The organism is Pseudomonas bijieensis, from assembly GCF_013347965.1.
In the GTDB taxonomy this organism is placed as follows: Bacteria; Pseudomonadota; Gammaproteobacteria; order Pseudomonadales; family Pseudomonadaceae; genus Aquipseudomonas; species Aquipseudomonas bijieensis.
In genome coordinates, this window is the sequence record NZ_CP048810.1 from 2,154,609 (window position 1) to 2,177,080 (window position 22,472).

The 22,472-nt window shown below is 61.3% G+C and carries 16 protein-coding genes and 2 pseudogenes; 9 read left to right on the top strand and 9 right to left on the bottom strand.

The features are described 5' to 3' along the window. Nucleotides 1-3: 3 nt before the first annotated feature. Nucleotides 4-735 carry a helix-turn-helix domain-containing protein gene (locus GN234_RS09280; protein WP_176688338.1) on the bottom strand — a complete coding sequence of 244 codons (732 nt, stop codon included), beginning with the start codon at nt 733-735 and terminating at the stop codon, nt 4-6. Nucleotides 736-981: 246 nt separating this feature from the next. Between GN234_RS09280 and GN234_RS09285 the strand changes: the two genes are divergently transcribed. From GN234_RS09285 to cobA, 8 genes and pseudogenes are all read left to right on the top strand, one after another. After that, nucleotides 982-2,193, top strand: coding sequence for a CmpA/NrtA family ABC transporter substrate-binding protein (locus GN234_RS09285; protein WP_109751513.1), 1,212 nt, complete (start codon nt 982-984; stop codon nt 2,191-2,193). A 14-nt stretch (nt 2,194-2,207) separates the two neighbouring features. Then, a pseudogene (locus GN234_RS09290) lies at nt 2,208-2,784 on the top strand (ANTAR domain-containing response regulator). Nucleotides 2,785-3,234: 450 nt separating this feature from the next. Next, nucleotides 3,235-4,446, top strand: a complete 1,212-nt coding sequence (locus GN234_RS09295; RefSeq protein WP_025212688.1) for a nitrate/nitrite transporter — start codon at nt 3,235-3,237, stop codon at nt 4,444-4,446. Between the two features lie 9 nt (nt 4,447-4,455). Next, nucleotides 4,456-6,126: a bifunctional protein-serine/threonine kinase/phosphatase gene (locus GN234_RS09300; RefSeq protein ID WP_176688339.1), complete on the top strand. Its 1,671-nt coding sequence runs from the start codon at nt 4,456-4,458 to the stop codon at nt 6,124-6,126. A 562-nt stretch (nt 6,127-6,688) separates the two neighbouring features. Then, a complete protein-coding gene (gene nirB, locus GN234_RS09305) occupies nt 6,689-9,142 on the top strand; it encodes a nitrite reductase large subunit NirB (RefSeq protein ID WP_176688340.1) in 2,454 nt (817 codons plus the stop codon). After that, the gene (nirD, locus tag GN234_RS09310; protein ID WP_018605256.1) at nt 9,139-9,456 is read left to right on the top strand and encodes a nitrite reductase small subunit NirD; all 318 of its coding nucleotides are present in this window, start codon (nt 9,139-9,141) and stop codon (nt 9,454-9,456) included. Before nirB ends, nirD begins: the two co-directional genes overlap by 4 nt. Then, nucleotides 9,456-12,173 (top strand): nitrate reductase, encoded by a 2,718-nt coding sequence (locus GN234_RS09315; RefSeq protein ID WP_176688341.1) that lies wholly within the window; start codon nt 9,456-9,458, stop codon nt 12,171-12,173. The genes nirD and GN234_RS09315 overlap by 1 nt, the downstream gene beginning before the upstream one ends. A gap of 10 nt (nt 12,174-12,183) precedes the next feature. Further along, nucleotides 12,184-12,939 carry a uroporphyrinogen-III C-methyltransferase gene (cobA, locus tag GN234_RS09320; protein ID WP_109751508.1) on the top strand — a complete coding sequence of 252 codons (756 nt, stop codon included), beginning with the start codon at nt 12,184-12,186 and terminating at the stop codon, nt 12,937-12,939. A gap of 224 nt (nt 12,940-13,163) precedes the next feature. Here cobA and GN234_RS09325 read toward each other — a convergent pair whose 3' ends face one another. From GN234_RS09325 to ppsA, 8 genes are all read right to left on the bottom strand, one after another. Continuing rightward, the gene (locus tag GN234_RS09325) at nt 13,164-14,198 is read right to left on the bottom strand and encodes an OmpA family protein (RefSeq protein WP_109751507.1); all 1,035 of its coding nucleotides are present in this window, start codon (nt 14,196-14,198) and stop codon (nt 13,164-13,166) included. A gap of 107 nt (nt 14,199-14,305) precedes the next feature. After that, on the bottom strand, nt 14,306-14,896 hold the full coding sequence (sigX, locus tag GN234_RS09330; RefSeq protein ID WP_092197526.1) for an RNA polymerase sigma factor SigX: 591 nt from the start codon (nt 14,894-14,896) through the stop codon (nt 14,306-14,308). A 91-nt stretch (nt 14,897-14,987) separates the two neighbouring features. Next, nucleotides 14,988-15,812, bottom strand: a complete 825-nt coding sequence (locus GN234_RS09335; RefSeq protein ID WP_053183230.1) for a mechanosensitive ion channel family protein — start codon at nt 15,810-15,812, stop codon at nt 14,988-14,990. Between the two features lie 2 nt (nt 15,813-15,814). Further along, the gene (locus tag GN234_RS09340; RefSeq protein WP_014337331.1) at nt 15,815-16,060 is read right to left on the bottom strand and encodes a hypothetical protein; all 246 of its coding nucleotides are present in this window, start codon (nt 16,058-16,060) and stop codon (nt 15,815-15,817) included. 63 nt (nt 16,061-16,123) lie between these two features. After that, nucleotides 16,124-17,119, bottom strand: a complete 996-nt coding sequence (locus tag GN234_RS09345) for a zinc transporter ZntB (protein WP_109751506.1) — start codon at nt 17,117-17,119, stop codon at nt 16,124-16,126. A 25-nt stretch (nt 17,120-17,144) separates the two neighbouring features. After that, nucleotides 17,145-17,636 (bottom strand): ribonuclease E activity regulator RraA, encoded by a 492-nt coding sequence (rraA, locus tag GN234_RS09350; protein ID WP_109751505.1) that lies wholly within the window; start codon nt 17,634-17,636, stop codon nt 17,145-17,147. Nucleotides 17,637-17,762: 126 nt separating this feature from the next. Beyond that, nucleotides 17,763-18,752 carry an alpha/beta fold hydrolase gene (locus tag GN234_RS09355; RefSeq protein WP_109751504.1) on the bottom strand — a complete coding sequence of 330 codons (990 nt, stop codon included), beginning with the start codon at nt 18,750-18,752 and terminating at the stop codon, nt 17,763-17,765. A gap of 251 nt (nt 18,753-19,003) precedes the next feature. After that, nucleotides 19,004-21,379 carry a phosphoenolpyruvate synthase gene (gene ppsA / locus GN234_RS09360; protein ID WP_109751503.1) on the bottom strand — a complete coding sequence of 792 codons (2,376 nt, stop codon included), beginning with the start codon at nt 21,377-21,379 and terminating at the stop codon, nt 19,004-19,006. A 176-nt stretch (nt 21,380-21,555) separates the two neighbouring features. Between ppsA and ppsR the strand changes: the two are divergent. Continuing rightward, nucleotides 21,556-22,375 (top strand): annotated as a pseudogene (ppsR, locus tag GN234_RS09365) (posphoenolpyruvate synthetase regulatory kinase/phosphorylase PpsR). Nucleotides 22,376-22,472: the final 97 nt, after the last annotated feature.

The following is a 22,472-nucleotide window of genomic DNA, read 5'->3' on the forward strand; positions in this document are numbered from 1 at the left end:
GGATCAATGACCGGAAAGGCAGGTGATGTCGGCGAGATTGCTGGGGGCAAAGCCCACCAATTCGCGGACTTCCTTGGAGAAATGCGAAGAAGAGGCAAAACCGAACTCCAGTGCCACATCGGTCAGCGAGCCGCCTTGAAGGCTCATGTTCAACAGCGCCTGGGCCGTGCGCCAGCCACGCAGGGCCGGCTTGGCCGCACTGCCCAGGGCCTGACGGCAAAGCCTGCGAAAATGCGAAACCGATACGCCATAACGCTGCGCCAGGGTCTGCAGTTTTTCGCTGCGGGTGCCCTGCTCCAACAAAAACCGCACGAGCCCGTAGCTCTCGTGATGCCGCAGCAGGTTGGCGACTGCGTGATAATCCGGGGTACCGCCCATCGCTTGCTCGATGTACCAGCGCTCGAGTCGTTCCCCGGATCCAACGATCTCATCTTCCAACGGCAACACCGCCCACGGCGCAACCTCCGTTCTCTGGCTGGCGAAGGCATCGCTCATGTCGAAAAAAGCCTGCAGCTTCACCAGCGGCGCTGCGCAAACCGGCAATACGTGTAGCTCGCCGCCGGTGAATTGCAGCGAATCGCGCAACACCAGCAATCCTTGCCAGCCGACCGGCAGGCAGCGATCGAGCCCAAGCCCCGCGGCGTCCAGTCGAACCGGGCTTTGGGCGACACGCAGGTACAGCACGCGGTCGCGCAGATCAGGCCATGCCGTGGCGCGAATGGATTTGTTTTGCACAGCCGTCTCCTTTGCTACGTGGCGGTGGAAGCAGCGACAGGATGAAAGACAGGGCGCCTTGAATCTTGATGGAAAGGTGATGAGCAACCGGGCTGGCATATGCCTTGCACCATTACTGTTCATCGGCGCCCATGCCAATGGCGGAATGAGTGCCACACTGTTTTTAGGGACAACGGCGTCGTCATCCGGCCCTGCTCTGGCAATCGGCCGGGTACGGCGCTTTTTTTATGTAGAAGGTGATGCGCGATGAATGAAGTTCCAGCCAATCCCCTGGCCTGGGTCAACGGCAGCGATGCCCCGGAAAAGAGCGCGGTCAACCTTGGCTTCATGGCTTTGAGCGACTGCGCCCCGGTGGTCGTGGCCGCGACCCAAGGTTTCGCCCAACCCTACGGCCTGACCCTGAACCTCAAGCGCCAGGCGTCCTGGGCCAACCTGCGGGACAAGCTGGTGAGCGGTGAAATCGACGCCGCCCACAGCCTGTACGGCCTGATCTATGCCGTGCACCTGGGCATCGGCGGCGTCGCATCGACCGACATGGCCGTGCTGATGGGGTTGAACCAGAACGGCCAGAGCATCAACCTGTCCCATGGCCTCCAGGCCCAGGGCGTGACCAGTCCTGAAGCACTGGAACGGCACGTGCACCAAACTCGCCCGAAACTGACCTTCGCCCAGACCTTCCCCACCGGCACCCACGCCATGTGGCTGTATTACTGGCTCGCCGCCCAGGGCATCCACCCGTTGTCGGATGTCGACAGCGTGGTGGTGCCGCCGCCGCAGATGATTGCGCACCTGCAAGCCGGGCGTATCGACGGGTTTTGCGTCGGCGAGCCTTGGTGCGCCAGCGCGGTGAAGCAGAACCTCGGTTTCACCCTGGCGACCACCCAGACCATCTGGCCCGACCACCCGGAAAAAGTCCTGGGCTGCACCCGCGCGTTCGTCGAGCAGTACCCCAATACCGCCCGGGCCTTGGTCATGGCGATCCTCGAGGCCAGTCGTTTTATCGAACAAAGCAGCGAAAACCGCCGCAGCACCGCACAATTGTTGAGCGCGCCCGAATATCTCGACGCGCCGCTGGACTGCATCGAGCCGCGCCTGCTGGGCATCTATGCCGACGGCTTGGGCAATAGCTGGCAGGATCCTCACGCGATGCGCTTCCATGGCAACGGCGAGGTGAACCTGCCGTACCTGTCCGACGGCATGTGGTTCATGACCCAGTTCCGTCGCTGGGGCCTGCTGCGCGAAGACCCGGATTACCTGGCCGTGGCGCAGGAAGTCCAACAACTGAAGCTGTACCGTGAAGCCTGCGCGGCGCTGGATATCGCGTCCCCGCGCCAGGACATGCGCAGCAGCCAACTGATCGACGGCACTATCTGGGACGGCTCGGACCCGGCCGGGTATGCCAAGAGCTTCAAACTGCACGCCTTGAGCGATGCGGCTCCCCTTCTCGCCAGCCGCTGACAGGAGCCACGACCATGCTGCGTATCCTGCTGATCAACGACACGGCGAAAAAAGTCGGCCGTCTCAAGGCCGCCCTGATTGAGGCCGGCTTCGAAGTCATCGATGAATCCGGCTTGACCATCGACCTGCCAGCGCGCGTCGAAACGGTGCGTCCGGACGTGATCCTGATCGATACCGAGTCACCCGGGCGCGATGTGATGGAGCAAGTGGTGTTGGTCAGTCGCGACCAACCACGACCGATCGTCATGTTTACCGACGAGCACGACCCCAATGTGATGCGCCAGGCGATCAAGTCGGGCGTCAGCGCCTACATCGTCGAAGGCATCCACGCCGCGCGCCTGCAACCGATCCTCGATGTGGCCATGGCCCGCTTCGAAAGCGATCAGGCCCTGCGCGCCCAACTCCTGGCCCGCGACCAGCAACTGGCCGAACGCAAGCGCATCGAACTGGCCAAGGGCATGCTGATGAAGATGAAGGAATGCAACGAAGAACAGGCCTACACCCCTGATGCGCCGCCAGGCCATGAGCCGCCAGCAGAAGCTGATCCAGGTGGCGGAGCAGATCATTGCCATGAACGAGTTGCTCGGCTGAAAGCCTTGTACCGCCTGGCCTGGCGCCATCGCGAGCAGGCTCGCTCCCACAGGTCCTGTAGCCACTGAAGTTTCAATGTGGGAGCGGGCTTGCTCGCGAAAGCGGCTTTCCATTCAACATCGATGTCGACTGACCGGATGCCTTCGCGAGCAAGCCCGCTCCCACAGGTATTGTGCCCACTAACGATCCATTGTGGGAGCGAGCCTGCTCGCGATAGGCCGCCCCACAATCCCCGGGTTGGCACAGATCTCGCTTAAGCAATCCCACAGGTAACCAACGGCGGTTGCCCCACCTACGACAAAGACGTCGCACACCCTCCTTGCCTCTCTGGCGATCCGGGTTGCGGCGTTTTTTTTGTTTTGGCCTCTCGGGGCCGGTGGTGCGACCACAGACGGCGCACTGCTCAAAGCACTGACTCATTTCTCGAGACTTTTACAGCTGAGGTGCGCGATGAATTCAAGCTTCTGGAAATCCGGCCATACCCCGACACTGTTCGCGGCCTTCCTTTATTTCGACCTGAGCTTCATGGTCTGGTACCTGCTCGGCCCACTGGCGGTACAGATCTCCGCCGACCTGCACCTGACTACCCAGCAACGCGGCCTGATGGTCGCTACGCCGATCCTGGCCGGCGCCGTACTGCGCTTGTTCATGGGCTTGCTGGCCGACCGGATCTCGCCAAAGACCGCCGGCATGGTGGGCCAGGTGATCGTGATCGGCGCGCTGTTCTGCGCCTGGAAACTGGGCATCCACAGCTATGAACAAGCCTTGCTGCTGGGCCTGTTCCTCGGTGTGGCCGGCGCTTCGTTTGCCGTGGCGCTGCCGCTGGCCTCCCAGTGGTATCCACCACAACACCAAGGCAAGGCCATGGGCATTGCCGGTGCCGGTAACTCGGGCACCGTGCTCGCGGCGCTGATCGCCCCGGTGATGGCGGTGGCCTTCGGCTGGACCAATGTGTTCGGCTTCGCACTGATCCCGCTGGTGCTGACCCTGGTGCTCTTCGCCTGGCTGGCCAAGAACGCCCCCGAACGGCCAAAAGCCAAATCCATGGCCGACTACCTCAAGGCCCTGGGCGACCGGGACAGCTGGTGGTTCATGTTCTTCTACAGCGTGACCTTCGGCGGTTTCATCGGCCTGGCCAGCGCCCTGCCCGGCTACTTCAACGACCAGTACGGCCTGAGCCCGGTCACCGCCGGCTACTACACCGCCGCCTGCGTCTTCGGTGGCAGCCTGATGCGGCCATTGGGCGGCGCCTTGGCGGACCGTTTCGGCGGTATCCGCACCTTGCTCGGCATGTACACCGTTGCTGCCGTCTGCATCGCGGCGGTGGGCTTCAACCTGCCGAGCTCCTACGCAGCCCTGGCCCTGTTCGTCTGCACCATGCTCGGTCTCGGTGCAGGCAATGGCGCGGTGTTCCAACTGGTGCCACAGCGCTTTCGTCGCGAAATCGGCGTGATGACCGGGCTGATCGGCATGGCCGGCGGCATCGGTGGCTTTGCCCTGGCGGCGGGCATGGGCGCGATCAAGCAGAGCACCGGCAGCTATCAACTGGCCCTGTGGTTGTTCGCCAGCCTCGGGGTCCTGGCCTGGTTCGGCCTGCACGGCGTCAAGCGTCGCTGGAGAACCACTTGGGGTTCGGCCGCTGTCACCGCTGCCCGGGTATAACCTGCAACCATGAGCCTGCAATTGAGCTTCGCCGAAGCCAGTGCCATCGGCCCGCGGGAAGAAAACCAGGACGCCCTGCGCCTGGTCACCCCGGCCCCGGCCCTGGCCGCCAGCAAGGGTTACCTGTTCGCCATCGCCGACGGCGTGAGCCAATGCGCCGATGGCGGGCTGGCGGCCCGTTCGACCTTGCAGGCCTTGGCCCTGGATTACTACTCCACACCGCAGACCTGGGGTGTGGCCCAGGCGCTGGACCGCTTGCTGCTGGCGCAGAATCGCTGGCTGCAGGCCAACGGTGGCGGGCAACCGCTGCTCACCACCGTTAGCGCGCTGGTGCTGCGGGGCCGACGCTTCACCCTCGCTCATGTCGGCGATTGCCGGGTCTACCGCTGGCATGCCGATCATCTGCAACGAGTCAGCGAGGATCACGTCTGGGAACAGCAAGGCATGCAGCACGTGCTCAAGCGTGCCCTGGGCCTGGATCAACACCTGATCCTGGACTTTCTCGACGGCGAGTTACGCATCGACGAAACCTTTGTGCTGCTCAGCGACGGTGTCTGGGCAGTCCTGGGGGACACGGCCATCGCCGGCATTCTTCGCGACCAGCCGGACCTGGACCTTGCGGCGCAGACACTGGTCAATGCCGCACACCTGGCCGGTAGCCAGGACAACGCCAGCGCCTTGTTGGTGCGGGTCGATGCCGTGGGCGAAGCGAGCATCGGCGATGCCCTGATCCAACTGCAGCAATGGCCCCTGCCGCCGGCATTGAAACCGGGCCAGGTGTTCGAAGGCTGGCAGATCGAAGGCCTGCTCGGCCATAGCCAACAATCGTTGCTCTATCGGGTACACGACGGTCAGGGCCAGCCCTGGCTGCTGAAAACCTTGCCGACTCAGTTGCGCGACGATAGCCGGGCCGCACAGGCATTGCTCTCGGAAGAATGGTTTCTCAAACGGGTCGCCGGGCGACAATTTCCCGAGGTCCATGGCGTTCCCCAGCGTCAGCATCTCTACTACGTGATGCGCGAATATTCGGGCGTGACCCTGGCCGAGCTGTTCAACCAGGACGGGCCACTACCTCTCGCCCAATGGTTGGAGCTGGCGCAGCGGCTGGTGCGGGCGGTGGGCCTGTTGCATCGAAGGCAGATCTACCACCGCGACATCAAGCCGGAAAACCTGCACCTGGGTGACGACGGGGAGTTGCGCTTGCTGGATTTCGGCCTGGCGTACTGCCCGGGCTTGTCCGAGGACCAGGCCAACGTGCTGCCCGGCACGCCCAGTTACATCGCTCCGGAAGCCTTCGCCGGCACCGCGCCAACCGCGCAACAGGATTTATATGCCGTTGGTGTGACCTTGTACTTCCTGCTGACCGGGCATTATCCCTACGGCGAAATCGAAGCCTTCCAACGCCCGCGTTTTGGCGCGCCGGTCGGTGCCAGCCGCTATCGGCCGGACTTGCCCGAATGGCTCGGGCAGAGCCTGGAACGGGCCGTCGCGGCGGATCCGGATCAACGCTTTGAAACCGCCGAGGAATGGTTGTTGCTGTTGGAACAGGGCGAACGTCGCAGCTTGGGCGTAAGGCCCAGGCCGTTGTTGGAAAGAGAACCGCTGAAGGTCTGGCGGACGTTGGCGCTGGTGTCGTTGGTGGTGAACATCGTGCTGCTGTTTTTGGTATTTCATGGCTGAGATCCAGTCGCGCCCATCGCGAGCAGGCTCGCTCCCACAGGTTTTGTGGCCACCACAGATCCAATGTGGGAGCGGGCTTGCTCGCGAAGGCGGCGGCACATTCAGCATTGATGCAAGCTGATCCACCGCGTTCGCGAGCAAGCCCGCTCCCACAGGGGATTTGCTTGGTATGCAGTTGCAGCATGCACTGAAGCCCTCTGTGGGAGCGAGCCTGCTCGCGAAGGCGGCCTAGCTGCCACTACAAAGCTATCGGCTACCACGCTCCATTACCGGGCAACACGCTTTGATTCGGTGCAATAAATCCCTCTCCCCTGCGCGCCATCAGCCGCTCCCCCAATAAATTCGTGACCCCGAGCCACTTGGCACAACCACTGCATAACCTCTCTCACCATACATAAAGCAACGCCTCCAACGATGAAGGCGGTGCTTCCCGAGAGAACGGGACCAGGACAAAGGCGTCCTCGCTAGGCAACTAGCGGGACGCCTTTTTTTGTTTTCGAAAAAATTGCCGAGCCAGCCCGATCACCGTGATGAAACGGGCCTGAACTTGCGGAGAACCCTGATGAAAAAACTCAAACTGGTAATGATCGGCAACGGCATGGCCGGGGTTCGAACCCTCGAGGAGCTGCTCAAGCTGAGCAACGAGCTGTACGACATCACGGTGTTCGGCGCCGAGCCCCACACCAACTACAACCGCATCCTGCTTTCGCCGGTGCTGGCCGGCGAGCAGACCTTCGAAGAGATCGTACTCAACGACCTGAGCTGGTACCTGGACAACAACATCAAGCTGCTGCTCAACCGCAAGGTGGTGGAGATCGATCGGGTCAAGCGCCGGGTCATCGCCGAAGACGGCAGCGAAGCCGAATACGATCGCCTGCTGATCGCTACCGGCTCCACGCCTTTCATCCTGCCGATCCCCGGCAACACCCTGGAGGGTGTGATCGGCTACCGCGACATCGCCGACACCCAGGCCATGATCAACACCGCCAAGACCCACAAGCACGCCGTGGTGATCGGTGGCGGCTTGCTCGGCCTGGAAGCCGCCAACGGCCTGAAGCTGCGGGGCATGGACGTGACCGTGGTGCACCTGGGCGAATGGCTGCTGGAGCGGCAACTGGACAAGACCAGCGGCCAGTTGCTGCAAACCGCCCTGGAAAACCGTGGCCTGAAATTCCGCCTCAGCGAGCAGACCCAGGCCCTGTACGACGCCGGCAACGGCCGGGTCGGCTCGGTCCAGTTCAAGAACGGTGACATCATCCCCGCCGACCTGGTGGTGATGGCCGCCGGCATCCGCCCCAACACCGAGCTGGCGGAAAAGTCCGGCATCCCGTGCAACCGCGGGATCCTGGTCAACGACACTATGCAGACCTACGATCCGCGCATCTACGCCATCGGTGAATGCGCCAACCACCGTGGCACCGCCTACGGCCTGGTAGCACCGTTGTTCGAACAGGCCAAGGTCTGCGCCAACCACCTCGCACAACTGGGCTTCGCCACTTACAAGGGCTCTGTCACTTCGACCAAGTTGAAAGTCACCGGCATCGACCTGTTCTCCGCCGGCGACTTCATGGGCGGCGAAGGCACCGAAACCATCACCCTCTCCGACCCCATCGGCGGGGTCTACAAAAAGCTGGTGATCAAGGACGACGTGCTGGTCGGCGCCTGTCTGTACGGCGATACGGCGGACGGTGGTTGGTATTTCCGCCAGATCCGTGAGAACCATGCCATCGGCGAGATCCGCGATCACCTGATGTTCGGGGAAAACGCCCTGGGCGATGTAGGCCACCAAGGCCAGGACAAAGCCATGAGCATGGCCGACAGCGCCGAAGTCTGCGGCTGCAACGGCGTGTGCAAGGGCACCATCGTCAAGGCGATCCAGGAACACGGGCTGTTCAGCGTCGATGACGTGAAGAAACACACCAAGGCCGCCAGTTCCTGCGGCTCCTGCGCCGGCCTGGTGGAGCAGATCCTGATCAATACCGTCGGCGGTGCGGCGGACGTCAAGCCGAAAAGCGAAAAAGCCATCTGCGGTTGCAGCGACCTCAACCATGGCCAGATCCGCCAGGCAATCCGCGATCAGCACCTGCTGACCATCGCCGGGGCCATGAGCTACCTGAACTGGCGCACGCCGAACGGCTGCGCCACCTGCCGGCCAGCGCTTAATTACTACCTGATTTCCACCTGGCCCGGCGAGGCTCAGGACGATCCACAATCACGCCTGATCAACGAACGCGCCCACGCCAACATCCAGAAAGACGGCACCTACTCGGTCGTCCCGCGGATGTGGGGTGGCGTGACCAATCCTGCGGAACTGCGGCGCATCGCCGACGTGGCCGATAAGTACAACGTGCCGATGGTCAAGGTCACCGGCGGGCAGCGCATCGATTTGCTGGGGATCAAAAAGCAGGACCTGCCCGGCGTGTGGAAAGACCTCGACATGCCCTCCGGCCACGCCTACGGCAAATCCATCCGCACCGTGAAAACCTGCGTGGGCAGTGAGTTCTGCCGCTTCGGCACGCAGAACTCGACCCAACTGGGCATCGAGCTGGAACACGACCTGTTCAACATGTGGTCGCCGCACAAGGTGAAGCTGGCCGTCTCCGGTTGCCCACGCAACTGCTCGGAAGCCGGCATCAAGGACGTTGGCATCATCGGCGTCGATTCCGGCTGGGAGATGTACATCGGCGGCAACGGCGGGATCAAGACCGAAGTGGCCGAGTTTTTCGTCAAGCTCAAGACCGCCGAGGAAGTGCGCGAATACAACGGCGCCTTCCTGCAGCTGTACCGCGAGGAAGCTTTCTACCTCGAACGCACCGTGCACTACATGCAGCGGGTCGGCATGGAGCACATCAAGAAAGCCGTGCTGGAAGATCCCGAGCGGCGCAAGGCCCTCCACGAACGCCTGAAGTTTTCCCTCTCGCTGGAGCAAGACCCCTGGAAACAGCGCCTGGAACAGCCACTGCTGAAAAAAGAGTTTGAAGTCATCCCCGTGAAAAACCTGGAGGTGCCGGCATGAACTGGTTGGATATCTGCGCACTGGAAGAAATCAACATCCTCGGTTCGCGCATCATCAATGGCCCCAAAGGCGATATCGCGATATTCCGCACCAGCGACGATGAAGTGTTCGCCCTCGATGACCGTTGCCCGCACAAGGGCGGCCCGTTGTCCCAAGGCTTGGTCTACGGCAAGCGCGTGGCCTGCCCGCTGCACAACTGGCAGATCGACCTGGAAAGCGGCCAGGCCCAGGCGCCGGATGTGGGTTGCGCCCATCATCATTCGGCCCGGGTCGAAAACGGCCGAGTGCAACTGGCCCTGCGGGACGCAAGCTGATGAACCGCCAGATCACTGCCTCGACCTGCTGTTATTGCGGGGTCGGCTGCGGCGTCCTGATCGAGCATGACGACGAGCGCATCCTCGGCGTCAGTGGCGATCCCGCCCATCCAGCCAACTTCGGCAAACTGTGCAGCAAGGGCTCCACCCTGCACCTGACCGGCGACCTCACCGCCCGCGCCCTCTACCCCGAACTGCGCCTGGGCAAAGGTCTGGCCCGGGCCCGCAGCGACTGGGACAGCGCCCTGGATCACGCCGCCAGCGTCTTCGCCGAGACCATCGCCGAACACGGCCCCGACAGCGTGGCGTTCTACATCTCCGGCCAATTGCTCACCGAGGATTACTACGCCTTCAACAAACTCGCCCGGGCATTGGTGGGCACCAACAACATCGACAGCAATTCGCGGCTGTGCATGTCCTCCGCCGTGGTGGGCTACAAGCGCAGCCTCGGCGCCGACGCCCCACCTTGCAGCTACGAAGACCTGGAACTGAGCGACTGCGTGATGATCGTCGGCAGTAACATGGCCTACGCTCACCCCATCCTCTTTCGTCGTCTCGAAGAGGCGAAATCCCGCCGACCGCAGATGAAAGTCATCGTCATCGACCCGCGGCGCACCGACACCTGCGACCTGGCGGACCTGCACCTGGCGATCCTGCCCGGTACCGATGTCGCCTTGTTCCATGGGATTTTGCACCTGCTGCTGTGGGAAGACTGGGTCGACCGCGACTTCATCAAGGCCCATACCGAAGGCCTGGCGGACCTGAAGAACCTGGTACGCGACTACACCCCGGCGATGGTCGCGCAGTTGTGCGGCATCAGCGTCGAACAACTGCACCAGTGCGCCGAATGGGTCGGTACCTCGCCGAGCTTCCTGTCCCTGTGGTGCATGGGCTTGAACCAGTCCACCGCCGGCAGCGCCAAGAACAGCGCGCTGATCAACCTGCACTTGGCCACCGGGCAGATCGGGCGGCCGGGCGCGGGGCCCTTCTCGCTGACCGGTCAACCCAACGCCATGGGCGGACGGGAAACCGGCAGCCTGTCGAACCTGCTGCCGGGCCATCGCGAAGCCGCCAACCCGGAACATCGCGCCGAAGTCGCCCGCTATTGGGGCGTCGAGCAATTGCCCGCCACCATCGGTTTGAGCGCCATCGAGCTGTTCGAGCAGGTTCGCAGTGGCAAGATCAAGGCCTTGTGGATCGCCTGCACCAACCCAGCCCAATCGATGCCAGACCAGACGGCGGTACGTGAAGCGCTGCAAGCTTGCCCATTCGTGGTGTTGCAGGAAGCCTTCCGCACCACCGAGACCGCTGCCTTTGCCGACCTGCTGCTGCCGGCGGCCAGTTGGGGCGAGAAAGAAGGCTCGGTGACCAACTCCGAACGGCGTATTTCCCACGTCCGTCGGGCCATCGGCGCACCGGGGGAGGCTCGTGCGGACTGGGCAATCACAGTGGATTTCGCACAACGCCTGGAGAAACGCCTGCGGCCGGGGCAGCCCAGCCTGTTTGCCTTTGCAGCCCCAGCCGAACTGTTCGATGAATACAAACAACTGACCCGCGGCCGTGACCTGGACTTGTCCGGCATCAGCCATGCCCTGATCGATCAACTCGGCCCGCAACAATGGCCCTTCCCCGAGGGTGCGACGGTCGGAACGGCTCGCCTGTACATGGACGGGATTTTCCCTACCGACAGCGGCCGGGCACGGTTTGTGGCCGACCCCTATCGCGCCGCCAAGGAACTGCGTGACGCCCGCTACCCATTGACGCTGAACACCGGTCGCTTGCGTGACCAGTGGCACGGCATGAGCCGCACCGGTACCGCCGCGCAGTTGTTCGGTCATGTGAACGAAGCGGTACTCAGCCTGCATCCCGACGAACTGCTCCGGCATCGCCTGCAGGCGGGCGACCTGGTCAACCTCAAGAGCCGTCGCGGCAGCGTGATCGTGGCCGTGGACAGCGACGACAGCGTACGCCCTGGCCAGGCGTTCCTGCCCATGCACTGGGGCGATCGGTTCCTCAAGGGCGGGGTCAATACCCTGACTCAACCGGCCTTCGATCCGTTGTCGAAACAACCGGAACTCAAACACAGCGGTGTGCGCCTGGAACCGGTGAACCTGCCTTGGCAGCTTTTCGCCCTGATCGAAGGCGATGTTCAACAGCATCTGGAGGCGCTGCGGCCCCTGTGTGAGGCGTTTTCCTACGTCAGCCTGAGCCTGACCGGCCGTGAGCGTCCCGCGTTGCTGATTCGCGCGGCCAGCGCTGTTGCCCCCGAACCGCAGCTGCTCCAGGCGATCGACGAGCAATTGGGCCTGATCGATGGGCCGGTACTGGCCTATGACGATCCCCGTCGCTCTATCGGTAAACGGGTTCGAATCGAAAACGGCCGCATCACCGCCATTCGCCTGGCTGGCGAAACCCTGGCTCGGCACTGGCTGCAGAACCTGTGGCTGGAAGGTCGTGCCGATGAACAACTGCGACGCTGGCTGCTGGCGCCTCTGAGCGCGCCGCCGGGCAATGTCGGCGCCACGACGGGGGGCAGCAAAACGCTGTGCAACTGCATGAACGTCAGCCAGCGTGCGATCTGTGCAGGCATTGAACGTGGTCTGGACTTGCAGGGACTCAAACAGGAACTGGGCTGTGGCACGCAATGCGGCTCCTGCGTACCGGAAATCAAGCGCCTGCTGGTTGCCACTGCGCAACCACTGGCGGCTATCTCGTGAGGAAAACACTATGAACGCAAAAGTCTGGCTGGTGGGTGCGGGTCCCGGTGACCCTGAGTTGCTGACCCTCAAAGCCGTGCGCGCCCTGGGTGAGGCCGACGTGGTGTTGATCGACGATCTGGTCAATACCGCAGTGCTGGAGCATTGCCCCGATGCGCGCATCATTGCCGTCGGCAAGCGCGGCGGCTGCCGCTCCACGCCCCAGGCGTTCATTCATCGATTGATGCTGCGCTATGCTCGCCAGGGCAAATGCGTGGTGCGTCTCAAGGGCGGCGACCCCTGCATCTTCGGTCGCGGCGGTGAAGAAGCCCAATGGCTGCGCGAGCATGGCGTCGAGGTCGAACTGGTCAATGGCATCACCGCCGGCCTCGCGGGGGCGACCCAGTGCGATATTCCACTGACTCTGCGCGGGGTTGCTCGGGGCGTGACGTTGGTGACGGCCCACACCCAGGATGGCAGCAGCCTGAACTGGCAAGCCTTGGCACAAAGCGGCACGACGCTGGTGGTGTACATGGGCGTGGCGAAACTGAGCGAGATTCGTGAGCAATTGCTGGCCGGCGGCCTGGCGGCGAATACGCCAGTGGCCATGATCGAAAACGCCTCCCTGCCCCATCAGCGTGATTGCCGCAGTGACCTGGCTTCGATGGAAGCCGATGCAGGCACCTTTCAACTCAAGAGCCCGGCAATCCTGGTGATTGGCGCAGTGGCAGGCGCGACCGAATGTGCAGGGTCGCAGCCTTCGTGGGTTCAGGCTTCGGCGCTGTAACAAACAACACCCAACCACCGAACCTGTGGGAGCAAAGCTTGCTCGCGATAGCGGTGTGTCAGCCCATATGAATGTTGCTGGCCCTACCCCATCGCGAGCAAGCTTTGCTCCCACAGGTTCGGTGTTTTAAGCAGCCACACTGTGGCGACACCAAGGCTCTTTCAATAAATCGCAGGCAAAGAAAAGCCCGGCCTAAGCCGGGCTTTTCCAAAGCTGTGGGCTAATTACTTAGCTTGGGCTTCAACCTGCGCTTCTACGCGACGGTTAACTGCACGACCAGCTTCAGTGGCGTTGTCAGCAACTGGGCGGGATTCGCCGTAGCCAACAGACTGAACGCGGGACGATTCAACACCGTACTGGTTGGTCAGAACTTGCTTAACGGCGTTTGCACGACGCTCAGACAGTTTCTGGTTGTAAGCGTCAGGACCGACGGAGTCAGTGTGACCTTCAACAGTAGTGGTGGTGGATGGGTACTGCTTCATGAAGTCAGCCAGGTTCTTGATATCGCCGTAGCTGTTAGGCTTGACGACCGACTTGTCGAAGTCGAACTTGACGTCCAGCTCAACACGAACGACTTCAGCAACAGCTGGGCAGCCATCAGCGTCAACGGTTACGTTGGCTGGGGTGTCAGGGCACTTGTCGACGTTGTCGCAGACGCCATCGTTGTCGCTGTCGGAGCAGACTTCAGCCGGAGCTGGAACTGGAGCAGCGGCAGGCTTGGAACCGCCACCGAAGTTCACACCGATACCGACGCTTGGAGCCCACTCGGTGTCGCCCTGGTCGATGTTGTACTGAGCTTCAACGCCAGCACGGGCGTAGAAGTTCTCGGTGAAGTACAGCTTGGCACCGCCGCCAACGTTGGCGAAGGTGGAACGGTTACGACCGTTGCTGCCATTCTGGTCGATGCTCTGGTCCGAGAAACCGGCAGAGACGTAAGGACGCAGCATGTCGCCTGGGTTGTTGAAGTGGTACAGAGCGTCCAGAGCGGTGTTGGCGCCTTTGACGTTGGTGCCGTCGTCAGTACGGGCGTTGTGCACTTCGTCGTAGGCCAGACGCAGTTCAACGTCGTCGGTCAGGAAGTAACCAACCGAACCGCCGAACAGGTTGCCGTTGTTCTTGAAGTTACGAGCGCTGTCGAATTGTTCTTTCTTGGCGAAGCCTTCGATTTCAACTGCGCCTTGGCCTTGTGCCAGAGCGCCGAACGAAGTGGCAGCAATCAAAGAACCAATGGCAAAGCCCAAGGTGTTTTTCAGTTTCATCCGTTAAATCCCCATCTGGTGATTGTGAAGCAGTCCCGCAAACCGGGGGACAACTCGGCGGCAAGTCTATCAGAACTTGCCTACACGTAAGAGATATTTGCGCCGAACTAAGTTTCAGCAATGCCCGCAAATTTCTCACGCAATTTGTCTAGAGCGCGCTTGTAACGCATTTTTGTCGCGCTCAAACCCATATGCATTATGTCTGCGATCTCCTGGAATTCCAGCTCTGCGACAAATCGTAGCACCAGAATCTCCCGATCGATCGGGTTCACATGGACCAGCCAGCGATCGAGTCCACCCTTTTCCTCGGGCTTGGGCGCCTTGTCTTCAGACGCTTCCTCGAGAGGGTCCAGGCTCAACGCGTCCATCAAGCGACGCTTTCGCCGTTCCTTGCGATACTGCGTGATGCATTCGTTGTACGTGATGCTGTAGAGCCAGGTCTTGAACTTCGATTTCCCCTCGAAGTTCTTCAGGCCATACAGCACCTTCAACATCACCTCCTGACAGACATCATCAGCGTCGCGATCGTTCCCGAGATATCGTGCACAAACGTTAAATAATGTCCTCTGGTAACGGCGCATCAATTCTTCGTATGCACGCGTTACGTGGAATAACTCCGTATGCGCGCGCGCGACCAACTCCTCATCGGAGAGATCACGGGGGTCGTAGCGCGTGGATAGCGATTGGGGTTTGTTCAAAACAAGTCGGGCCGACAGTCTAGGTCAATGTGCGCCGCAGCCTGCCGTATCGGGCATTTTGCGGCGGCATACATTAGCAGGGTTTGCCGGGTTAGCGGCTACTCACATGCTGTTCCAGCAGGATCCGATTGGAAAGCGACACCAGTTCGCCCTCCTCGGTCAGCAATGTGGTTTTCACCGTGCCGATCTCTTCGATCTGGCCTTCGACCTCGCCAACACGCACTTGTTGCCCAACCTCATACAATTCACGCACATAGATTCCCGCCAGGATCTGCCCGGCGATTTCACGACTTCCCAATCCCATTGCCAGGGCAATCGCCAGACCAACGGTAATCAATACGATCACGATCACGTGGTTGAGCAGGTCAGTCTTGACCTCCAACTGGCTGATCGCTACCGAAATACTGATGATGATCACCAGGCCCTGGGCAATTCGCCCTACGCCCGCGGCGTAATCCAGCCCGACGCCCTCAGCGGCACCGCGCACCAGCCCGTTGGCCAGCTGCGCCAGCAGAACACCGACCAGCAGTACCAGCGCGGCACCAAAAACCTTCGGCAAGTACAGCGCAAGCATGTCGAGCGTAGCCGAAACTCGCTCAAGGCCAAGGGATTCCGCAGCCGAAACCAGGAAAATCAGCAGTACGAACCAATACACGATCTTGCCGACCAGGGTCGAGATCGGTACCTGGATGCCGCCACGGGACAACAGTTTGGTCAGGCCGGTGCCGCCCATCAGGCGGTCGAGACCCAGTTTGGCGAGCAGCTTGGACAGCAGCGTGTCCAGCAGCTTGGCCACGACAAAACCCAGCAACAGCACCACCAGGGCGCCGAACAGGTTCGGGATGAAGTTAGCCACCTTGGTCCACAACGCAGTCATTGCCGTGACGAGGCTCTGGGTCCAGAGATCAAGTTCCATATTCAATCAGCCTTATCAGCGGTGCGAGTAACAGGTTTACGGCGGGAAACCGGCGAGACATGGGCCGATCCGTTATTCAGGGCGATCATCAGCGCAGGCAACCAGCGGCCCAGCAGGCTGAACAGATCGCCCGCACCGACCTGGCGGTTGGCGGTTTTCAGTACACGTCCCAGGCACGCATCATCATCCCGGCTGGACGGCGAAGCCTTGAGCATGTCGCGCAAAGACTGTTCAAACGGATCGTGCATACGCACCTCTCGTGATGTCTGTGGAAGACGCGATCAAATTTCGTCGGGTCACATGAAACCCCATCACACCCAGCGCAAGCGGCGGAACAACCACCACTGCCCGAGCGCCACGCAGATCATCAACAGGCAGGCAATCATGAAACCGTAGGGGCTTTCGGAAAACGGAATGCCGCCGACATTGATGCCCAGAAGGCCGGTGAGAAAACTCATCGGCAGGAAAATCCCGGTGACGATGCCGAAGCGGTACATGGTGCGGTTCATCCGCACCGAAAGGCGCCGGTCTTCGGCCTCCAGCACAAGCCCCACGCGCTCTCGGGTCAATTCCAGTTCCTCGAGGTAACGGGTCAGGCTGTTGTTCAATTCGTTCCAATAGTCGCTGTCATCGTCGAAAAACCACGGCAGCTTGAGTCGCGTCATCTGGCCGAAAATGTCCCGCTGTGGCGCCAGGAAGCGCTTGAGTCCGGCGGCCCGTCGCCGGATGTGCAAAATGGCATCGTGCTCGGGGGTATACCGTTCGTCGGTATCAAGTTTTTCTTCCTCGGTATCGACGATCTCAGAGAGACAAGTGACCAGGTCCTGCACTTTGTTGGTGAGGTACTGCGCCATATAAAGGATGAGTTCCGACGCGTTTTTCGGTCCTTTGCCCTCGGCCAACTGCGCCAGCAGTTCATCGGTAGCGCGCAACGGACGCAGGCGCAGAGAGATCACCCGCTGGGCGGATGCAAAGATCCGTACCGAGACCATGTCTTCCGGCTCGGCACCCGGGTTGAGGTTGATGCCTCGAAGAAACAGCAGCAACTCGGCGTTGGGCAATGGCAACAGGCGCGGACGAGTATTCTCCTCGAGCAGCAGGTCGCAGTTGAATTCGCTCAAGCCGCTGGATTTGCGCAGCCAGGTGTGGGTTTGCGGATGACTGCGATCCCAGTGCAGCCACAGGCTTTCATGGGCCTGCAACTGCAAATCGTCGAGTTCGGTCCGGGCTATGGAACGCGCGCCGCCTTTACCGTCCAGCACCAGGGCATGCACCAGCCCCCACTGCGCGTTTTCTTCCTCGAACATCCTCATCCCTTATGGCAGTGGTGCTTCATTCAGGCATTTTCAGCGGGCTAGGCGAGACGATCACGCCGTTGTTGTCCGCGTAGACATACTCGCCTGGACGAAACGTCACGCCGGCAAAGGTCACCGGCACATTGAGTTCGCCGACGCCACGCCGGTCGGTTTTCATCGGGTGGCTGGCCAGGGCCTGGACCCCGAGGTCGGTCTGGGCAATAACGTCTACGTCACGGATGCAACCGTAGATCACCAGCCCTTCCCAACCATTTTTCGCGGCTTTTTCCGCCAGCATGTCCCCCAGCAGCGCCCGACGCAGGGAGCCGCCGCCGTCGACGACCAGCACCTTGCCGTTGCCCTCGAGTTCAACCTGCTCCTTGACCCGTGAGTTGTCTTCGAAGCACTTGATGGTCACGATTTCGCCGCCGAAGGAGTCGCGGCCACCAAAATTGCTGAACATCGGCTCCAACACCTGCACCAGTTCCGGGTAGGCGTCGCACAGGTCGGGCGTGAGGTAATGGTTCATCGAACAACTCCTGAAAGGCTGGAACGTCGGACTGAATGAGCAACCGTTTGTGACTGGAACCGCGTCAAGCGTCATATCTTAGCCGCAAGCCGACCAGAGCGAAATGCCCATGTCAGAGCCTTTCCCTCAAACCGCCTCGGCCAGGGCGGGCAGACTTTCCAGCAACGGCGCCTGCTGATCTTGCAGCCAACGGGCTACCAGAGGCCAGACCTCAGCCTGTGCCGCTTTGCTGACCAGCATCTCGACGTGGCCGAAATCGCCCTTGAAACCCTGCTCCTGGCCCAGGCAGACAAACTGCTTGTGCTCGGAACCGATCTGCTCGAAGAGCTTGCGGCAAGCCCAGGTAGGGTCCTGGTGATCGCCAGCGGCACTCACCGCCAGCACCGGCAACTGGACATCGGCCAGCCCGGCCCACCAGTTCTTCTCGGCATCGCCGAACCGTCCGAACAGGCCGTACCAGCGCATGCTTTCCAGCGCCAGGCCGATGGGCTCGTCCTCGGGGCCGCGCTTGAGCCTTGAGCCGGACAACTGGGCAAAGCGCTTGAGGATGAACCGGCCGCTCCACTCCACCGGCGGGATCTTCAACGGCCAGTAGGTGCGGCTGACCTGGGTACCGAAAAACGCCGCCGAAGCCACCGCAGGTTCGCCCAGGTAATGGCCACCCAAGGCTGCCGCGAGGGTAATACCCCCCAAGGAGTGACCGATCCAGTGGGGCACTTGCCCGCTCTGCTCACGCACGAAGGCACCGATGGCCGGCAAGTCGTAGCGGGCATAGTCGGCCACCCGATTGTTTCGATAGGCCTGGTTGCGCTGGGATAACCCATGGCCGCGCATCTCGGGAATCCACACATCGAAGCCCAGGCGTGCCAGGTAGGCTCCCAGCCCCAGGCCCTTGGGCGAATACCAGAAGCGTCGATTGGAAAAACTGCCGTGCAACAGGATCACCGGGACGCCACGGATTTCGCTGGCATCGGCCATGCCCAGCCGGGTGACGGCCAGTTCGACGCTGGCGTCGGGGCTGTTGCCGGGTTTCAAGCGATAGACATCTTCACTCAGATCACCGCGCCGCTCGGCGCTGATCAGAGCGACAGGAAAGAGGTTGCTGCTGCTTTGCATAATGCTCTTGCACAAAAAAGGGCGGCATCCTTGTGGAGCCCGCCCTACTTCAATCAAAAGGGTCGCGTCACTGTAACGCTGCTCATTGAAGAGGATAAGTGAAACCGTGGCGAGGGAGCTTGCTCCCGCTGGACTGCGCAGCAGTCCCTTTTTGTGAGCGCTTCGCACTCAAGCGGGAGCAAGCTCCCTCGCCACAATGAACTTCACCAGCCTTCAGTACACAGTATTACCGTTGACCGCCCTTCACTCAATCAGACCGCAGCCTGTCCCTCAGCCAGGAAGAACCAGGTTTCCAGCACAGAGTCCGGGTTCAACGAAACGCTTTCGATGCCCTGCTCCATCAGCCATTTGGCCAGGTCCGGGTGGTCCGAAGGACCCTGGCCGCAGATGCCGATGTACTTGCCGGCCTTGTTGCAGGCGGCAATGGCGTTGGCCAGCAGCTTCTTGACCGCCGGGTTACGCTCGTCGAACAGGTGGGCGATGATCCCGGAGTCGCGGTCCAGGCCCAAGGTCAGTTGGGTCAGGTCGTTGGAACCGATGGAGAAACCGTCGAAGAACTCGAGGAATTCTTCCGCCAGGATCGCGTTGGACGGCAGCTCGCACATCATGATCACGCGCAGGCCATTGTCGCCACGGGCCAGGCCGTTTTCCGCCAGCAGGTCCACGACCTGGCTCGCTTCGCCCAGGGTCCGGACGAACGGCACCATGATCTCGACGTTGGTCAGGCCCATCTCGTTACGCACGCGCTTGAGGGCACGGCATTCGAGCTCGAAGCAGTCGCGGAACGATTCGCTGATGTAGCGCGAAGCACCACGGAAGCCCAGCATCGGGTTTTCTTCTTCCGGCTCGTAGAGCTTGCCGCCGATCAGGTTGGCGTATTCGTTGGACTTGAAGTCCGACAGCCGCACAATGACCTTTTTCGGCCAGAACGCCGCCGCCAGGGTGCTGATGCCTTCCACCAGCTTCTCGACATAGAAGCCGACCGGATCGTTGTAGCCGGCAATACGCTTGTCGACGCTGTCCTTGATTTCCTGCGGCAGGCCGTCGTAGTTCAGCAATGCCTTGGGGTGCACGCCGATCATGCGGTTGATGATGAACTCCAGGCGGGCCAGGCCCACGCCTGCGTTCGGCAACTGTGCGAAGTCAAAGGCACGGTCCGGGTTGCCGACGTTCATCATGATCTTGAACGGCAGGTCCGGCATGGCGTCCACGGAGTTCTTCTTGATGTCGAAGCCCAGTTCGCCTTCGAAAATGTAGCCGGTATCGCCTTCAGCGCAGGAAACGGTCACGCCCTGGCCGTCCTTGAGCAATTCGGTGGCGTTGCCGCAACCCACCACTGCCGGGATACCCAGTTCACGGGCAATGATCGCCGCGTGGCAGGTACGACCACCACGGTTGGTGACGATGGCGCTGGCGCGCTTCATCACCGGTTCCCAATCCGGGTCGGTCATGTCGGAAACCAGTACGTCACCGGCCTGGACCTTGTCCATTTCCGAGACGTCCTTGATGATCCGCACCTTGCCGGCGCCGATGCGCTGGCCGATGGCACGGCCTTCCACCAGCACGGTGCCGGTTTCCTTGAGCAGGTAGCGCTCCATGACGTTGGCCTGGGTGCGGCTCTTCACGGTTTCCGGACGGGCTTGCACGATGTACAGCTTGCCGTCGTCACCGTCCTTGGCCCACTCGATGTCCATCGGGCACTTGTAGTGCTTCTCGATGATCATCGCCTGCTTGGCCAGCTCGCTGACTTCGGCGTCGGTCAGGCAGAAACGCGCGCGCTCGGCCTTGTCCACGTCGACGGTTTTCACCGAACGACCGGCCTTGGCTTCGTCGCCGTAGATCATCTTGATGGCCTTGCTGCCCAGGTTGCGCCGCAGGATGGCCGGGCGGCCGGCTTCCAGCGTGCCTTTGTGGACGTAGAACTCATCCGGGTTCACGGCGCCCTGCACGACGGTTTCACCCAGGCCATAGGCGCCGGTGATGAACACCACGTCACGGAAGCCCGACTCGGTGTCGAGGGTGAACATCACGCCGGCGGTGCCGGTTTCGGAGCGGACCATGCGCTGCACACCCGCGGACAGGGCAACCAGCTTGTGGTCGAAGCCCTGGTGCACGCGGTAGGAAATGGCACGGTCGTTAAAGAGAGAGGCGAAGACTTCCTTGGCGGCACGGATGACGTTTTCCACGCCACGAATGTTCAGGAAGGTCTCCTGCTGGCCAGCGAAGGAGGCGTCCGGCAGGTCTTCGGCGGTGGCCGAGGAACGCACGGCGACGGCGACATCGGGATTGCCCTCGGACAACTTGGCGAACGCGGTGCGGATCTCGGCATTCAGTTTCTCGGGGAACTCGGCTTCCATGATCCATTGGCGGATCTGGGCACCGGTCTTGGCCAAGGCATTGACGTCATCGACGTCCAGGGCATCGAGCGCATCGTGAATCTGCTTGTTCAGGCCGCTCAGTTCCAGGAAATCACGATAAGCCTGAGCGGTCGTGGCGAAGCCACCTGGCACCGATACGCCGGCACCGGCGAGGTTGCTGATCATCTCGCCCAGGGATGCGTTCTTGCCCCCCACATGCTCCACATCATGGACGCCGAGCTTATCGAGGGAAACTACGTACTCTACCAAGGTGATCTCTCCACTAACTGTGTTGGAAAAGCTCAAGGCACCGGAGGCTCCAGGGGAGCGATTACCGGCGATATGGCCTGGACCTGGAAAATAAGTGAGAATGCGGGCCACTGGCGGCCAGCAAATCGCGCCTATCATATCCAAGAATCGTTACTAGCTTAAGGCCCAAGGCGCAAATGAAACGATCTGCTTTCTTTATCTCCGACGGCACCGGCATCACGGCCGAAACGCTAGGCCAAAGCCTGTTGGCGCAATTCGAAAACATTACCTTCACCAAAGTGACACGTCCGTACATCGACAACGTCGACAAGGCGCGGGCCATGGTACAGCAAATCAATAAAGCCGCCGAAAACGACGGTTTCCGCCCGATCATCTTCGATACCATCGTCAATCAGGACATCCGTGAGATTCTCGCAACGTCCAATGGTTTCATGATCGACATTTTTTCCACCTTCCTGGCCCCCCTGGAGCAGGAACTGAGCGAGCACTCGTCCTACTCGGTCGGCAAGTCCCATTCCATTGGACACAACTCCAACTACATGGAGCGGATCGAGGCAGTCAATTTCGCGCTGGACAACGATGACGGCGCGCGCACGCATTATTACGACAAGGCCGACCTGATCCTAGTGGGCGTGTCGCGCTGTGGTAAGACACCGACGTGCCTATACATGGCGATGCAATTCGGTATCCGCGCGGCCAACTATCCGCTGACCGAAGACGACATGGAGCGCCTGCAACTACCTAGCGCCCTGCGCGCCCACCAGCACAAGCTGTTCGGCCTGACCATCGACCCGGACCGCCTTACCGCGATCCGCAACGAGCGCAAGCCCAACAGCCGCTATTCGAGCTACGCCCAGTGCGAATTCGAAGTGCGCGAGGTGGAAAACCTGTTCCGGCGGGAGAACATTCCCCATATCAATTCCACGCATTTTTCCGTGGAAGAGATTTCGGCGAAGATCCTGGTGGAGAAAGGGGGTGGAGCGGCGGTTCAAATAAACCCATCCCCCCTGTGGGAGCGAGCCTGCTCGCGATAGCCGAGTGTCAGCCAACATTAATGTTGCTGATCCACCGCAATCGCGAGCAGGCTCGCTCC

Bases quoted from the DNA above. Each gene is read 5' to 3' on its own strand.
- GN234_RS09285 (WP_109751513.1), top strand. From the start codon at position 982: ATGAATGAAGTTCCAGCCAATCCCCTGGCCTGGGTCAACGGCAGCGAT.
- GN234_RS09295 (WP_025212688.1), top strand. From the start codon at position 3,235: ATGAATTCAAGCTTCTGGAAATCCGGCCATACCCCGACACTGTTCGCG.
- GN234_RS09300 (WP_176688339.1), top strand. From the start codon at position 4,456: ATGAGCCTGCAATTGAGCTTCGCCGAAGCCAGTGCCATCGGCCCGCGG.
- nirB (WP_176688340.1), top strand. From the start codon at position 6,689: ATGAAAAAACTCAAACTGGTAATGATCGGCAACGGCATGGCCGGGGTT.
- nirD (WP_018605256.1), top strand. From the start codon at position 9,139: ATGAACTGGTTGGATATCTGCGCACTGGAAGAAATCAACATCCTCGGT.
- GN234_RS09315 (WP_176688341.1), top strand. From the start codon at position 9,456: ATGAACCGCCAGATCACTGCCTCGACCTGCTGTTATTGCGGGGTCGGC.
- cobA (WP_109751508.1), top strand. From the start codon at position 12,184: ATGAACGCAAAAGTCTGGCTGGTGGGTGCGGGTCCCGGTGACCCTGAG.
- GN234_RS09325 (WP_109751507.1), bottom strand. From the start codon at position 14,198: ATGAAACTGAAAAACACCTTGGGCTTTGCCATTGGTTCTTTGATTGCT.
- GN234_RS09335 (WP_053183230.1), bottom strand. From the start codon at position 15,812: ATGGAACTTGATCTCTGGACCCAGAGCCTCGTCACGGCAATGACTGCG.
- GN234_RS09340 (WP_014337331.1), bottom strand. From the start codon at position 16,060: ATGCACGATCCGTTTGAACAGTCTTTGCGCGACATGCTCAAGGCTTCG.
- GN234_RS09345 (WP_109751506.1), bottom strand. From the start codon at position 17,119: ATGTTCGAGGAAGAAAACGCGCAGTGGGGGCTGGTGCATGCCCTGGTG.
- rraA (WP_109751505.1), bottom strand. From the start codon at position 17,636: ATGAACCATTACCTCACGCCCGACCTGTGCGACGCCTACCCGGAACTG.
- GN234_RS09355 (WP_109751504.1), bottom strand. From the start codon at position 18,752: ATGCAAAGCAGCAGCAACCTCTTTCCTGTCGCTCTGATCAGCGCCGAG.